Annotated in this window: 17 protein-coding genes and 3 pseudogenes; 7 read left to right on the top strand and 13 right to left on the bottom strand. The window is 68.4% G+C overall.

What is annotated here, in order from left to right:
• Positions 1-462 precede the first annotated feature (462 nt).
• The 3 genes from EFK10_RS05420 to EFK10_RS05415 all read right to left on the bottom strand — a co-directional run bounded on the left by EFK10_RS05420 (position 463) and on the right by EFK10_RS05415 (position 2,312).
• On the bottom strand, positions 463-945 hold the full coding sequence (locus EFK10_RS05420; protein WP_127354626.1) for a hypothetical protein: 483 nt from the start codon (positions 943-945) through the stop codon (positions 463-465).
• A 107-nt stretch (positions 946-1,052) separates the two neighbouring features.
• Positions 1,053-1,466, bottom strand: a complete 414-nt coding sequence (locus EFK10_RS47020) for a hypothetical protein (RefSeq protein ID WP_164835835.1) — start codon at positions 1,464-1,466, stop codon at positions 1,053-1,055.
• A gap of 390 nt (positions 1,467-1,856) precedes the next feature.
• Positions 1,857-2,312 (bottom strand): hypothetical protein, encoded by a 456-nt coding sequence (locus EFK10_RS05415; RefSeq protein ID WP_127354625.1) that lies wholly within the window; start codon positions 2,310-2,312, stop codon positions 1,857-1,859.
• A 181-nt stretch (positions 2,313-2,493) separates the two neighbouring features.
• On the opposite strand from EFK10_RS05415, the gene EFK10_RS05410 reads away from it, so the two are divergent.
• Positions 2,494-3,144 carry a response regulator gene (locus EFK10_RS05410; protein WP_127354624.1) on the top strand — a complete coding sequence of 217 codons (651 nt, stop codon included), beginning with the start codon at positions 2,494-2,496 and terminating at the stop codon, positions 3,142-3,144.
• Positions 3,145-3,168: 24 nt separating this feature from the next.
• Here EFK10_RS05410 and EFK10_RS05405 read toward each other — a convergent pair whose 3' ends face one another.
• Together EFK10_RS05405 and EFK10_RS05400 are read right to left on the bottom strand one after the other, a co-directional pair.
• Complete coding sequence (locus tag EFK10_RS05405; protein ID WP_240677008.1) at positions 3,169-3,807, bottom strand: glycosyltransferase; 639 nt, start codon at positions 3,805-3,807, stop codon at positions 3,169-3,171.
• 221 nt (positions 3,808-4,028) lie between these two features.
• Complete coding sequence (locus EFK10_RS05400) at positions 4,029-4,373, bottom strand: hypothetical protein (RefSeq protein WP_127354622.1); 345 nt, start codon at positions 4,371-4,373, stop codon at positions 4,029-4,031.
• 935 nt (positions 4,374-5,308) lie between these two features.
• Between EFK10_RS05400 and EFK10_RS05395 the strand changes: the two genes are divergently transcribed.
• On the top strand, positions 5,309-5,683 hold the full coding sequence (locus EFK10_RS05395; RefSeq protein WP_127354621.1) for a VOC family protein: 375 nt from the start codon (positions 5,309-5,311) through the stop codon (positions 5,681-5,683).
• Positions 5,684-5,898: 215 nt separating this feature from the next.
• Here the strand turns inward: EFK10_RS05395 and EFK10_RS49570 are convergent, their stop codons facing one another.
• Together EFK10_RS49570 and EFK10_RS05390 are read right to left on the bottom strand one after the other, a co-directional pair.
• The gene (locus EFK10_RS49570) at positions 5,899-6,078 is read right to left on the bottom strand and encodes a hypothetical protein (RefSeq protein ID WP_240677006.1); all 180 of its coding nucleotides are present in this window, start codon (positions 6,076-6,078) and stop codon (positions 5,899-5,901) included.
• An 8-nt stretch (positions 6,079-6,086) separates the two neighbouring features.
• Complete coding sequence (locus EFK10_RS05390; protein WP_240677005.1) at positions 6,087-6,497, bottom strand: DUF6461 domain-containing protein; 411 nt, start codon at positions 6,495-6,497, stop codon at positions 6,087-6,089.
• Between the two features lie 348 nt (positions 6,498-6,845).
• Here EFK10_RS05390 and EFK10_RS05385 point away from each other — a divergent pair, with 348 nt between their 5' ends.
• Positions 6,846-7,217 (top strand): PH domain-containing protein, encoded by a 372-nt coding sequence (locus EFK10_RS05385; RefSeq protein WP_164835834.1) that lies wholly within the window; start codon positions 6,846-6,848, stop codon positions 7,215-7,217.
• 85 nt (positions 7,218-7,302) lie between these two features.
• Here the strand turns inward: EFK10_RS05385 and EFK10_RS05380 are convergent, their stop codons facing one another.
• The 4 genes and pseudogenes from EFK10_RS05380 to EFK10_RS05365 all read right to left on the bottom strand — a co-directional run.
• The gene (locus tag EFK10_RS05380) at positions 7,303-8,454 is read right to left on the bottom strand and encodes a DUF3085 domain-containing protein (protein ID WP_127354619.1); all 1,152 of its coding nucleotides are present in this window, start codon (positions 8,452-8,454) and stop codon (positions 7,303-7,305) included.
• Positions 8,447-8,905, bottom strand: coding sequence for a ParB N-terminal domain-containing protein (locus EFK10_RS05375; RefSeq protein WP_240677009.1), 459 nt, complete (start codon positions 8,903-8,905; stop codon positions 8,447-8,449). Before EFK10_RS05375 ends, EFK10_RS05380 begins: the two co-directional genes overlap by 8 nt.
• Positions 8,906-8,962: 57 nt before the next feature.
• Entirely contained in the window at positions 8,963-10,021 is a 1,059-nt protein-coding gene (locus EFK10_RS05370; protein WP_240677004.1) for an IS630 family transposase, read from the bottom strand.
• A 165-nt stretch (positions 10,022-10,186) separates the two neighbouring features.
• Positions 10,187-11,002 (bottom strand): annotated as a pseudogene (locus EFK10_RS05365) (aldo/keto reductase); the annotation flags it as partial.
• Positions 11,003-11,257: 255 nt separating this feature from the next.
• Between EFK10_RS05365 and EFK10_RS51880 the strand changes: the two are divergent.
• The 4 genes and pseudogenes from EFK10_RS51880 to EFK10_RS05340 form a co-directional block, all read left to right on the top strand.
• Positions 11,258-11,398 (top strand): annotated as a pseudogene (locus tag EFK10_RS51880) (reverse transcriptase/maturase family protein); the annotation flags it as partial.
• 158 nt (positions 11,399-11,556) lie between these two features.
• Positions 11,557-11,853, top strand: a complete 297-nt coding sequence (locus tag EFK10_RS53085; protein WP_407647007.1) for a hypothetical protein — start codon at positions 11,557-11,559, stop codon at positions 11,851-11,853.
• A gap of 270 nt (positions 11,854-12,123) precedes the next feature.
• Positions 12,124-12,471: a DUF6247 family protein gene (locus EFK10_RS05345; protein WP_127354617.1), complete on the top strand. Its 348-nt coding sequence runs from the start codon at positions 12,124-12,126 to the stop codon at positions 12,469-12,471.
• Positions 12,468-12,728 carry a hypothetical protein gene (locus EFK10_RS05340; RefSeq protein ID WP_127354616.1) on the top strand — a complete coding sequence of 87 codons (261 nt, stop codon included), beginning with the start codon at positions 12,468-12,470 and terminating at the stop codon, positions 12,726-12,728. The genes EFK10_RS05345 and EFK10_RS05340 overlap by 4 nt, the downstream gene beginning before the upstream one ends.
• A 15-nt stretch (positions 12,729-12,743) precedes the next feature.
• On the opposite strand, the gene EFK10_RS05335 is transcribed toward EFK10_RS05340, so the two are convergent.
• The gene (locus EFK10_RS05335; protein WP_127354615.1) at positions 12,744-13,079 is read right to left on the bottom strand and encodes a hypothetical protein; all 336 of its coding nucleotides are present in this window, start codon (positions 13,077-13,079) and stop codon (positions 12,744-12,746) included.
• A pseudogene (locus tag EFK10_RS47015) lies at positions 13,076-13,315 on the bottom strand (conjugal transfer protein); the annotation flags it as partial. The gene EFK10_RS05335 and the pseudogene EFK10_RS47015, both read right to left, overlap by 4 nt.

The raw sequence follows: 13,315 nt of genomic DNA, 5'->3' as shown, positions 1-13,315 counted from the left end.
TCATCGGAGAGGACGACCACGACAGCACGAGGACCTCGTTGTGACATAAAAACAGTATACATACTTAGACTCGCTATTTACGACGCAGGACACTAGATTAGCGGCCCGTCCGGGTAGCTGCCAAGATTATGCCCGTGAACAGCCCCCTGAAGACTGCGGGCGCGGTCGTGCGGCCCTTGGCAGGCCTGGCAGGCTCCTCCCTCCTCCTGTGGATCAGCGTCAAGCTGTACAAGGATGGCGAGTCCGTGTGGTTCCCCATCACCGGATCATTTGTGGTGCTTCTGGTTTTGTACGACATCTGCCGCGATGTGGTTCGCCACCGCAGGAGGGCGAGCACATCACCCGGCACACAGGGTGATCGATCCGTTTAGCGGCAGCGCACTCCCGTACAGCAGCGAAGTACAGCAACCACAGCAACCGACCACGGCGGGGAGCGTCTACCCCCCACGTCGTGAATGCGCCTCAGCGGCCATGTGGCTGGACGACAAGCGCGGTTGGCAGGATCCCCAGCGCATCCAGTTGGGACATGAGCTCGGCCTCCTGCTCCTGTGTGACGGCAATCCACAAGGAGGTTCCCGAGTCGCTGGCGCTGAAGACCAGTCGATCCCCTTGCCAGCCTTCGGCGTGGATCGTATAGGGAGCCAAATCCAACAGAACCTCGAACTGCGCGTCATCGTGGATGTCGATATCGATCCCCATCCCGGGATCGGCGCGTCGGGACCGAACGCCGTCCCCTACCGCCTCCCGGGCCAGGGACAGCGCGCGTTCGTATGAGTGCAGCACCGCGGGTGGCCAGGCCTCGTCGCTGTAGGCGTCGAGGTGGGCTGCGTCGATGCCAGACCGCAGCACGCGAAGCGCCTCCCGATAAACAAGCACCAGGTCCGCAGGGCTCAATCCGCCCCCCAGTACAAGCTCGCGGCCCGAGCCACCATCCTGGTTGATCACAGGCTTGACCTTCCCACACGCAATGCGCCCACGTCTCCGGAGGAGGGCTGCCGCTGCAACATGATCTTTTGTCAGACACTTGCGAACAGGTCACCGTGTGGAGGGGGCTACAGACGGGCGTCCAGGCGGTGCTGCAGCGAACCATCCGGGCCGAAGACATCCATCAAGTAGCCCTGTTTCAGCGACAGCCCTTCCTTGCGTTCCAGGAACCCGGTGATCGACCCCTTCAGCTCATCGAACGTCTGGGCGCTCTCATCCGGGTTGTTTGTCCACACGACCAGTAGGGGGGCGCCGTTGGGGCCGGAGCTCTGCTGAATCCCGTACACCTCCTGCGCCCCGCCGGACCGCCGGTATCGCTGCGCCACCTGGACGGCGGCACCGGGCGCGACGGTGGCGGTGGCCGTGGGGCCAGGGGTGGCGTGGACGCGATCGGAGTGCGTGTCACTGGCCTCAGTGCAGCCGGAAAGCAGGGTGACGGCTCCGACGCAGACGAGCACCGCGGTGCGGGCGATTCGCTTCATAGCACGATCATCACCGCCTCACGATCGGGCTGGTGACGTTCCCCCGGCCTGTGGCAGTTCCGTCACATTGATCGTTGCACCACGCCGAACAGGGCACCCGGCGCCTGCGGTGCCAACGCCTGTGGCCAGGTGCCAACGACCGCACCCCGGCTCAACTCCCGCCCCGGTGAACGTTCCCGGCCACAGCACTAGTTTAGGTGTGGCGCATTCAGCAGCGGTGCGTTCATAGCGGTCATCGTCGGCTCTCCGGTAGGGGGAGAGTCAAACGGGGGGCAACGCGACACTCGCCGGTGCCTGTGACACGCATGGTCAGCGATCCAGTCGCGTGGTCTTCTCCGGGTGGGCGGCGGTGGACTCTTCTTGCACCTTGCCGCTGTCACCGGCCATGGGTCAGCCCGGACAGGCGGGGTGGCTGTCGGCGCCTTCGGGCAGCAGCCGGCGCTCGGCATCGGTGAAGGGGCGGTCCACAGCGCTGCATAGTGCGGCGTACCATGCGTCGGGGTCGAGGGTGACCGAGAGTGAGCCGTCGGTGGTGCCGCCTTCGACGACGTTGCCGTGTACCGTCCAGACCGCTCCGTCGGGCATCGAGAGGCCGGCGATCTCCGCGGACTCATGGGTGCTCCACACCTGCATCAGGTCGGAGGAGGTGCCGGAGGAGCCGGTGGAGATCAGGTATCCGGCGGGGGTGAATCCGACGAGGTTGTAGGCGTCGGCAGCGGAGACCGGCGGTGTCACCTGGTCGAAGGCCGGGACGCCGCGGAATTCGATCCTGGTGCCGCCGGAGGACTTGATATTGCTCAGGGTGGCCAGCAGGTCCCCGAGGCGTCGAACGCTTCGCTCTGCCACGCGCTGATGGCATCCGGATCTGCTTGGAAGCACCCGATGGAGCGGCGCTGGCCGAGGTCCCACAGCCTCATCACACCGTCGCGTCCGCGGACGAGTGCCTGCTCCGGATGGTCCGGCCGTGACCAGACAGACTCGCCCTGCCCGGCCAGCCATCGCCGACCTCGGAATCGATGGTGTGAGCATGGCCCGAGTGGTGGTGGTCGACGACGAGCCCATGGTGTGCGTGTTCCTGCGCACCATCCTCGGCTCGGCCCAGGACATCGAGGTCGTCGACGAGGCGCACGACGGCGCGGCCGGCGTCGAGGCCGTCGTGCGCAGCCGGCCCGACGTCGTCCTGATGGATCTGCGGATGCCGGGCACGGACGGACTGACGGCCATCGAACGCATCAACGAGCTGCCGGACCCGCCGAACATCGTGGTGCTGACGACCTTCGACGCCGACCAGTACGTGCTGCGGGCCCTGCGGGCCGGCGCGACCGGATTCCTGGTCAAGTCGACCCCGCCGGAGGAACTCATCGGGCTGGTGCGCACCGCCGCCCAGGGGCACACCGTCCTCTCCCCCTCCGCCGCCCGTCGGCTCATCGCCGCCTCGACGGACACCCTGTCGGCCCGCGACCGCGCACGCGAACGGGTTGCCTCCCTGACCGAACGGGAGGTCCAAGTCCTGACCGGTCTCGGCGAGGGCCTGGCGAACGCCCAGATCGCGACCCGGCTGCACCTCTCCGAGGCCACGATCAAAGGCTATGTGTCACGGATGCTGGACAAGCTGGGGTGCGTCAACCGCACCCAGGCCGGCCTCCTCGCCCACGACGCGGGCATCGTCGGGTCCTGAGGGCCGCCCCGCAGTTCCTGGCGGTCAGGCGGCGCGCCACGGCGCCGTACGCCGCTCCTCGACGAGCTGTTCCAGTACGGGAACCACCTCGGCCGGGGCGGGGCGGGCCACCGCCTCGTCGCGCAGGCGGGTGGCGTTCTGCCGGAAGCCGGAGTCGGCCAGGATCGTGGAGACCCGGTCGTACACCGCGTCCGGCGTGGCCAGGTCGTGGGGCAGCAGCAGGCCCGCCCGCTGCTCCTCCAGACCGGCACCCCGGTAGAGCTGGTCGGCCACCGGCGTGGTGACCGTGAGCTGCGGGACGCCGTACACCAAGGCGTTCGCGTAGGAGCCGAAGCCGCCGTGGTGGATCAGCAGGGAACAACTCGGCAGCAGTGCGTGCAGGGGCACCGAGTCCACGACACGGATGTTGTCCGGCAGCGGACCCAGCTCGGCTGTCTGCGTGGGCAGCAGCGCGGCGACCACCTCCGCGTCGAGCTCCGCCAACGCCTCGAGGATGTCGCCCTTGGAGACGTAGTCCCCGCCGTACCGTTCGGTGTTCGAGGCGCCCAGGCTCATGCAGATCCGGGTGCGCTCGGGCGGGGTCCGCAGCCAGTCGGGTACGACCGCCTGGCCGTTGGTCAGCTGCCCCGTCGCGAACTCCTCCGTGAACGTCCCCCCGAGCACCAATCCGTTGATCGAAGGCCGCAAGGCCGACTCAGCCCGCCGCCGGCAGCGCGTCATCAAGGCCATCAACGCCGCCAGGCGAGATGGCACGGCCATCAGCGTCTCGGGCATCGCACGGCAGGCCGGAGTGGACCGCGCCTTCCTCTACTGCCACAAGGACCTGCTCACCCAAGTACACGCCGCCAGCGCCGAACCGCCCGGCGACGGCACCGGTCCCCTCGTCAGCCGGGCTTCCCTTCAGGCGATGGAGCGTCAGCCAGGGTGGCGGCGAGGGGGATCAGGTCGGCGGGGTCGACGCGCTCCAGCGCGTACGCGGTCCGGCGGGCGGCGGTTCGCGTGAGCTCGGTGCCGGTGTGCCCGGCGCGCTGGGCGTCCAGGTAGCCGACGGCCAGGGTGCCGAACAGTTCGTCGTCGGGGGAGAGGAAGAACTCCTCGACGTCGCGCCCCTGGTCCTGGGCCATGAGCCGGATCTGCTCGCCGACCGGCCCCATGGCTTCGTTGAAGTCGTCTTCTGTGACACCGAGTCGGGTCATGAGTGCGTGGTCGTCGCTCTCCTGGGTTGTCATCTCGGGATGCCCCTTCGCTGGGTCGTGGTCTGGGTGTCGGCCGGGGGGCCAACCCCTTCTGACATAAAGAATCCTATCATCACTCAGTGGTTGAAGGGGGGCACTGCGCTTTGTGCGGCCCGATCACGGCCGGCCGTTATGCTGAAAACAGGTCACAGCTCCTGCGTGGAACCGTTCTCGGTGTCCTCGCTGGGTTTGTGGTTTGGGAAGGTCCGGCGGTTGGGCCAACCGCGCAAGCGGCCCGCTTCGGCGGACAACGGCCGGACCGCCACACAAGCGCACAAGGGCCGGACGCGGATTACCGCGTCCGGCCCTTCGCTGCTCCAGCGACGCCCCTGAGCCGCTACGCCGCGTCGCCCTCGATCATGTACCGGGGCGAGCTCCGGGCGATCGTGCTGCACATCCGATGGGCCCACCACGGGCAGAGCCCGAAGCAAGGAGCCGCCATCGTGCACCCGGGCAAGTGTGACGTCGACCGATAGGTGGCCATGTCGATCGATAGTTGGCCAGGCCGCTACCGCTTCCGGGCTCAGCCCATGAGCTGCATGAAGGCGGGTGCGCCCTCTGGCCAGGCAGTGACTCCCTCAGGGGGGCGAACGTGGCCGCCGGATCCTCGGCCACATGCTTCTGCCCCGCCCGGCTAGCCGGGCAGAAGCACCCCAGAATCGGCATAGTGGACCAAATACCCGGCCAAGGCTGTGTGACGAGACACCTAGCAGCCGATCGCTCTCATTGTCGCGGCCAGCAAGATCATGTAGGGTCACCCGACGTGAACACCGGACCGGCGCTACGCCACACACAGATTGGCCACCCGGTGGAGGGCTGATCGCACAGCGGGTGCGCAGAAGGCACCCCCTCAGTTCGGCACGCGGACCTCCCAGTGCTCGTGCACTGCGAGTCCGTTTTTCGTGTCGAACAACAGCGAGGTCAGCCGAATGACAGTCACGTTCAACCACACCATCATCGCCGCCAAGGATCGCAACGAGTCGGCTCGGTTCTTCCGAGAGTTGTTGGAACTTCCGGAAGCACCGTCCTGGGGCCCGTTCACCAACATCCAGCTCACCGATGGCGTGCTGCTTCAGTTCGCCGAGCCGCCGGTGGAGATCCAGATGCAGCATTACGCGTTTCTGATCGACGACGACCTGTTCGATCGGGCGTACCGGCGACTGTGTGATCGCGGCATCGAGCACTGGGCCGATCCGCAGATGCGACGCTCAGGCGAGATCAACAACGAGCACGGCGGTCGAGGGGTGTACTTCAAGGACCCCGCCGGTCACGCGATTGAGCTGATCACCCGCCCCTACCTGTAACCGGGGCAGCGCCTGGTCGGGCACCCGAAACGCGGCGCCCGACCAGGCAACCCACTGGCCGAAACCCATGGTGAACCAGCCACAGACAGGGCCGCCGTGGCCATCTCGTTCTGTAGTTGGCCAACGTCTCGATCATCTGGTCAACTATCGGCCGACAAAGTGGCCAACTACGAAGGCGGTTGGGAATGGGCCAGCTGCCGCAGGGTGTCGAGAGTTCAGGTCGGGCGGCCGCTCACCGCCACGGTGGGCAGTTCGTCGTCGAGCAATTGCCGGGGCAGCGAGAGCCCGAAGTGCTTCTCGATCACGCCCAGGGACATGGCCACCCGCTGCGCCTGCCGAGTCGCGCCCACCTGAAGGGAGGAGCCGTCCGGCAGGATGACGCCCGCGCTCCGCATGGCCGGATTCAGCAGGTCGGGCCGCGACCCCACCGCTGTCCCTCTTCGGCGAGCCCGAAGGAGCACAGCAGTTCCCCGTCCGCCGCGTAGGAGAACATCGGCGGCGGATGGGAGGCCTGCGGATCGAGGTTCACCGCGTCGCAGCCACCACGGGAGAGCTCCGCGAGCACGCTGTGCCTGGTCCCACCGGCTTCGCCGTACTCGGCCGCGTAGGCCCAGCCGTTCGCCTCGCCGAGCTGGGCGATGCCCACGTTGGGATCGGTGAGCAGGCTGTCGACCTCACGAGCCGTCGCGGCCACCGGTGCCACGGCCGGGTCGGCGCCCAGCCGGACGCCCAACTCCTCGGGGGTGATGCCCCGGACGAAGGTGACGCTGAAGTAGCACGGAGCGTGCGCCAGCCACCGCACACCTGCTGTCATCGTCTTCACTGCCCCCCGTCATCCGTGACCGCCGGGCCCAGCGACCGCGACCACTCTAGTGCTGTGACCGCATGGGTTCGCCGTGTTGGTGGTCGGGCGCTGCCCCCGGGTCGGCCAGCGCCGCCTGCCCTCTATCCTCGGGCTGACAAGGGAGGTCGGCTTGGCTGGTCGGGGGAGGAGCGGCCCGGATATGGGGCCGTTGGAGATACGGGTCGGGGGGCTGCGGCGTTCCTGGTCGTGGGCGGGGTACTGGTGTTTCTCTGCCTGCTGCCGCAGGCGTTGCTCGGCAGGTACCACCGGGTGGGTGCTGAGGTGTGCGGAGCGTTTGTCGCAGTGATGGTGGTTGGGGTGCTTGTTCGCCACTTGCGCTGGCGCCGACGCGGGTGCCTGGTGCGGATCGACGAGGACGGGATTACCGTCACCGGGGCCCGGACGGTGGGCTGGGACGAGATCTGCGAGGTCCGCGAGGTGCGCCGGGGGCAGTGGCTGGGGCTGGTGCCGATCGCGCGGGAAGGCTTTGAGCTGCCGCTCTTCGAGGTCGTGTTGTTCTGGGTCAGGCCCAGTACGGCGGCGGCCCGCACGGCACGCCGCTGGGGCGGTCCGCTGGTCCTGTTGCCGGCAAAGCTGGACGTGGGTGGGACCCAGATCGTCGACGCGGTGCGGCGGTTCGGTGCGGGGGTGCCCGTCCTGGACGAGCAGCGGCAGACCGTAGTCAGTTAGGGACCTGATCTACCAGACAGTCCCCAGTGGGGTGACCGCGTTGGTTTACCGGGTCGCGCCGTCGGCCGCGCATCCCGGCGAACGTTTACAGCCACAGCACGAGCAAGGTGCCGTCACTGGTCCGCGTGGGGTCGCACAGGTCGAAGGGCTCGGCGAAGTCGTCGCCGCCCAGGAGGGATCGGGCATCGGTGCCGGTGCCCCAGCCGTCCGCGTAGACGATGGTTCGGGCGCGGATCTTCGCGGGGGTGTCCTCGCCGATGACGGCGTTGCTCATCAGGTAGGTGCCGTCGTCCTTGACCCACCACAGGCAGGGGCGGGGGACTGTCTCCGCATGCAGAAGTTTGTGCTCGGTGGCGGCGGCCGCGTGCTCGGCGGCGGCCAGGACCTGGGCGAGGGGGAATTGCAGTCGTGCGCCGGGGATGAATGAGGTCATATTGTCGTGCATCTCGGCTTCGTGGGCGGCGGCGATGTGGGCCAGCAGCAGCTGGGGGCGGCGGGCCTTGCCGGTGCGCTGGATGAGATCGGCGAACGGCTCGGTCTTGCTCTCGGGGTCGGCGGCCCGGGTAAACCGTGCGACGTCGGCAGTCGCACCCTTGCCGGTCTTGTTCATGAACCGCCGGTACAGGTCCGGGTTGTTGAGGACCGTCGACGACACGAGCTGCCATCCGGCCTCGGACATGGCCTTGTGGCTGACCAGCTCGGTTACGAAGTCCTTGCGCACCTCGCGTGCGGCGCGCGTGGCCTTGTTGCTCTCGATGACCTTGCGGCGCTCGGCGCGCTCGGCCTCCCGGGCCTCTTCGCCGTCCGTCGCGCCCTTGATCTTGTGGCGGTTCTTCTCGGGGTCGGTGCAGAAGTAGACCGGCCGGTGTTCCTTGTCCAGCCGTGCGGCGTGCCCGGGGCACTGGGCGGCGTGGGCCTCGGCGGTGATCTCCTTGTCCAGGCCCGTGGTGAGGTCAGACAGGGGGCGCTCGGTGGCGTCCGTCTGCCGGTAGCGGGGGAGCAGCTTCACTCCGGCCTCGGTCAGTGCCTGCTCGGCGGCGGCGCGCTTGCGGCGGTCGGCCTGCTCCTGGTGCAGCGTGGCCAGGGTGTGCTGCCAGTTGCCACGCCGGGCCTTGGGGTCCTCGGAGTCCTTGCGCTTGGCGCGGGCGAGGTCGGATGCGGCGCTGGGCACGTCTTCCACTTCGGCGAGGTCGGCAAGCTCGATCAGGTCGAACCGGTACCGCGTACCGTTATGCAACCCTTCCTGTGTCGGCGGCCTGCTTGGCGGCCTTGAGCTGCTGCCGGTTCATTCCGAGAATGGCGGCCGCGCGGCGGCGCTCGGCCTCGTTGGCGCCGAGCAGCTCCAGCTGTGCGGCACCGTTCACGGTGTCGCGTGCCGTCATACCGGCGCGCTGGTGGTTCTCCACCAGGGACAACAGCAGCGCTTCGCTGTCGGCTCCGCCCAGGTCCTCACGGACGAACGCCGGGATCTTCGCGACCGGCTTGCCCTTGGTCTCGGCCTTCTTGGCTGCGGCCACGGCGGCCAGCCAACGGCGCTGACCCTTGAACACTCCGTAACGGCCCTTGCTGGGCTCACCGAGCGGGCGGACGGTGATCGGCTCCTGTAGGCCGATCCGCTCGACGGACGCCAACAAGGCGGCGTCGGGCTTGGCGTTCTCGGTGCGGGCGTTGCGCGGGTCAAGCTCCAGCTCGCGCGGGTCGAACTCGCGTGCCGTGCCCGGACAGTGAATTCACCCAGTGCCTGGTCATGCGGCGGCAAGCGTGAGCGGTCTGCCGCCCCATCGGATGCCTTTCTCGCTGCGGATGCGGGCGCGCTCGCGGCGTTGGGCGGCCAGGACGTCGGGGTGGCGGGCGTTGGCGTTGCGCCATCGCAGGTAGCGGTGCAGCTCCCGGGTCTGGACGGTGTGGTTGGGGTGGTGGGAGTTGGCGAGGGTGAACTGCCGCAGCGGCCCGAAGTGCGCCTCGATCGGGTTCGCCCATGACGCCTGGGTCGGGGTGAAGCACAGCTCGACCTTGTTGTTCTTCGCCCACCGGCGGATCTTGGCTCCCTTGTGGGCGGAAAGGTTGTCCAGGATCACGTAGATGGGGGCGCCGTCCGGGCGGCGGCCCGGATCGACTTCAGGGCCGTGAGGGTGTTGTTCGTGCCTTTGCGGCGGTGGTTGATGCCCCACAGACACGTCACCGATCGAGTAGCAGCCGTGGAAGTAGCTGACGCCGTGGGTGCGGTGGTAGGTCGCCGGGACGCGGTCGGGCCTGCTCTGTTCGGCCCAGCAGCTGCCGCTGGTGGGGCGGATGCCCAGCGGGCCGAATTCGTCGAACGCGAAGGTGCGGTCTGGGAAGTGCTCGATGACGTGCTCGATCCGGTCGAGCTTGGTGTCACGGTCGGGGCCGGTGGACTCCTTCCACGTTTTGGTGCGCTGGAAGGTCACGCCGCGGCGGGCGAGCAGGGTCCGCAGGGCCTCACGGCCGATGCGGATCACCCGGCCGTGGACTTTGCGCAGGTAGGCAACGAGTTTGCGGAGCGACCAGCGGGTGAAGGGCTGGCCGAGCTTGCGCGGGCGGGTGGTGGCCGTCTGGATGACGAAGTCCTCGTCGTCAGGAGTGAGCAGGCGGGGACGGCCTCCCGCCCACCGAGGGTCCAGGCAGGCCAGGCCGATCTCGTTGAAGCGGTGGATCACATCGCGCACCGTGTCCTGGTCTGCCTGGACCAGCTGGGCGATCACCGGCACGGTGTTCCCGCCGGCCGAGGCGAGCAACATCATCGCCCGCCGGTAGCGCACGGTGCTGGTGCTGCCCCGCCGCACGATCTGCTGCAGCCGCTACCCCTCCTGATCCGTCAGTCTGCGGACCTTGACCGGCTCTGCCACCGCACCTCCATGCGCCTGATCGGATGTGTCCTCACATCCAACCGGCCGCGAGGTAACTCGCGCCAGCAGCGACCCGGTGAACCTTCCCGGGCAGAGCACTAGCTAGGCCTCCCGGGCTGCGGAGGTGAGTGACATGTCCGCGTAGCGATCGCCCGCTACCTGGCCGGCGATCGGCTCCAGCAGCGCCAGTTCTTCGGCGGTCAGGGTGATCCGGGTGGCTGCGGCGTTCTCGAGGAGGCGGCTGCGCTTGCGGGTCCCGGGGATCGGCACCACGGTCAGGCCGTGCACCTGGGCCCGCTGCTGCACCCAGGCCAGGGCGATCTGCGCCGTGGTGACGCCATGGTCGGCTGCGATCTTGTGCAGGGGCGCCAGGAGAGCGGCGTTCGCCCTGGCGTTGTCGCCAGCGAAGCGCGGCAGCAACTGCCGGAAGTCGCTGTTGGAGAGGTCTTTGCTCGCGTCGGTGAAGGCACCGGTCAGAAAGCCCCTGCCGAGCGGCGAGTACGGCACGAAGGCGACACCGAGCTCGGCGGCCGCGCCCACCACGTTGCGCTCCACGTCCCGGCTGAACAGCGACCACTCCGTCTGCACGGCGGCGATCGGGTGCATGGCGTGCGCCTCGCGCAGCTCTGCACCGGTGACCTCGCTCAGGCCGAGGTGCTTGACCTTGCCTTCCCGTACCAGTTCGGCCATGGCGCCGACAGACTCGGCGAGCGGGATCGCGGGGTCGCGGCGGTGCATGTAGTACAGGTCGATGACCTCGGCGCCCAGACGGCGCAGGCTCGCCTCGACGGCCTTCTTGATGTAGCCGGGGTCGTTGCGGATGGCCCGGTAGCCCGGGTCGTCGGCGCGGTACTCGATGCCGAACTTGGTGGCCAGCGTGATCTCGTCCCGGTGCGCGGCGACGAACGGCGCGAGGAACGCTGCTGAGACTGGCGTATCTGGGCGTGACGAACGCGTTCGCGATGCTGCGACGGTGCCAATGAGCGACCGCGAGAAAGACGTCGAGATCTTGGCCCTACGCCATCAGATCGCGGTCTTGGAGCGGCAGCTGAACGGGCAGCAGGTTCGGTTCCACGCGATCGACCGGGCGTTCCTGGCGTCGCTGCTCCACGGCCTGCCACGGCACGTGCTGCGCCAGATGCGACTGCTGGTGCGGCCTGACACGGTGCTGCGCTGGGCATGCCCACGTGGAGCGACAAGATCGTCGCCGAGGTGGTGCGCCTGCTGCTTGAGGCGTACTACGAACCGACGTTCAGCGACCACTCCCACGGGTTCCGCCCCGGTCGGGGCTGCCACACCGCGCTGACGGAGGTGGTTTGTGCGCCGACGCTTGCCCCGGTCGTAGTCCGGTACAAGTTGCTGTTCAACGAACTGGTCGAACCGGTCCAGGTAGATGTTGGACCCACCGCAACCTGATCGCCCGCCGGCACGCCGCCCAGTCCAAGCCGAAGCACGGAGGCCGGCCCCGCACCGTGCACTCGATCCGAGCGCTGGTACTACGCCTGGCCAGGGAAAATCCAAGCTGGGGGTACCGGCGCCTGCACGGTGAGCTGCTCGTGCTCGGGGTGAAGGTGCATCCCGCCGACATCGCCGAGCGGCGGACACGGCAGCCCTGGTACACCACCAAGACGACCCTGGCGTTCAGCGACATGGTCGTCAAGCTCCGCCGGACGATCATCGTCGCCCGTCATATCCGCAACCCTGCAGGTCCACCCGGCCCCGAGGAAATCGCTGCGGTCATCCGCGCATGGGAAGCAGCGGCGGCGTAGATCTCATTTTCAAGATCACGATTCACGGCAAAGTCGAGGCCGAGGCCCCCGAGGAATCTCGAGGCCGCGCTGACCTTGGGTTTGAGCGGTGGTCTCGTTCAGGACCTGGAGCTGAGCGACCGCCTGCACCACGTGCACGAGCGTCCCGCCGAAAGCCGCCTGAGCGCGCTGAAAGATGTCCGCGTTCAGATGTGTCCCTACCGACATTCTCCGTGCCCACGGCCCGACCGGTACCGTACGAGGACCGACTCTCCCGCACCGGAGGACACCGTGAGCGTGCAGCCCGACGGCCCGTACGGACCGCTGATCCCTATGCCCGAACTCACCCCGGACGCGCTGCGGGCCGCCGTCGCCAAGATTGCCCCCAGCCGGATCTCCGCGCTCACCCAGCACCTGTTCGAGGCAACCACGAACGCTCAGCAGACGCAGAGCCTCGCCCCGCTGCGAGCCTTCGTCCACTCATGGGCGGTGTTCATCGCGATCGAGCGGCACCCCGAGCGCGCCGCCCGCCTCCGCGAACTGGAACGGATCGTGGACGCGGGCGAACAGGACCCCATGGAGGCCATCACCGAGATTCGCGGGATCCGGGAAGCGGCAGAGGCAGAGACAGGGCTGTGACCGACTGGACGTGGGACTACAACCCCAGCGAGGAGTACGTCACCGGCGGGCTCCCGCCGGGCGTAGTGGCGGAGGTGGAGCGGCTGGCCACCGAACTCGCCGCGCTCGGACACGAGGCGATGACGGTCGGCCGGCCGGTCGACCGCGAGGGCGGACTGCGGGAGTTCGATATCCTCGCCGGACGCGGCTTCATCAGCTTCCTCGCCGTGCCCCGCCACCAATCCATCTATGTCTGTAGCGTCACCTGGTACAGCTGACACCACGCTCTGCGTTCAGTCTGCCGGCGGGCCGGCCCCCGTTACGCCGGGCAGCCGGTGCGGCTGCGGGGAGGCCACGACGGTGATGGCGCCGGTGGCCTTGGCTGGGTTGTTGACCTTGTCCTGGAAGAGGTTGGCGAGGCTGTCGCGGGAGTTGTAGAGGCCCAGGGCCAGGACCATGCCGATCAGGGCGCCGATCCCGGCTTTGAGGGAGACCTTGCGGACGAAGGTGATGACCACGATCGCGGTCAGGCCGACCTGTAGGGCTTTGTCGCCCCGGGTCCCGAGCGTCCCGAGCCAGGAGTTGCCGAGGTCGGCGAGCTTCCCGGCCAGCTGCACGTTGGGGGTCACTTGGCCGCACCCCCAACCGCTGTGGTCGCGCTGCTGCTGGTCGGCTGAGGCGTTGCCTTCGCGGTGGTGGTCTTCGCCGGTGCTCCGGCCTGGAGTGCGGTGACTTCCCACCGGCCCGAGCGGGCGGTCATCTGAAGTGTGTAGACCAGCGGCCACTGGTCGCCCGTGGCGTCCGTGGCGGTGGCATGGGCCTGGACGAGCACCGTCGTGCCGTCGCCCGGCACCGCGCCGCCGGC

Origin of the sequence: Streptomyces soli (assembly GCF_003999195.1) — a bacterium.
Lineage (GTDB): Bacteria > Actinomycetota > Actinomycetes > Streptomycetales > Streptomycetaceae > Actinacidiphila > Actinacidiphila soli.
This window is presented reverse-complemented; position numbering and strand designations above follow the sequence as displayed.

What these genes read in the sequence shown, in the direction of transcription:
- EFK10_RS05395 (WP_127354621.1), top strand. Translation starts at nt 5,309, where the DNA reads ATGACAGTCACGTTCAACCACACCATCATCGCCGCCAAGGATCGCAAC.
- EFK10_RS05390 (WP_240677005.1), bottom strand. Translation starts at nt 6,497, where the DNA reads ATGACAGCAGGTGTGCGGTGGCTGGCGCACGCTCCGTGCTACTTCAGC.
- EFK10_RS47020 (WP_164835835.1), bottom strand. Translation starts at nt 1,466, where the DNA reads ATGAAGCGAATCGCCCGCACCGCGGTGCTCGTCTGCGTCGGAGCCGTC.
- EFK10_RS05410 (WP_127354624.1), top strand. Translation starts at nt 2,494, where the DNA reads ATGGCCCGAGTGGTGGTGGTCGACGACGAGCCCATGGTGTGCGTGTTC.
- EFK10_RS05400 (WP_127354622.1), bottom strand. Translation starts at nt 4,373, where the DNA reads ATGACAACCCAGGAGAGCGACGACCACGCACTCATGACCCGACTCGGT.
- EFK10_RS49570 (WP_240677006.1), bottom strand. Translation starts at nt 6,078, where the DNA reads ATGCGGAGCGCGGGCGTCATCCTGCCGGACGGCTCCTCCCTTCAGGTG.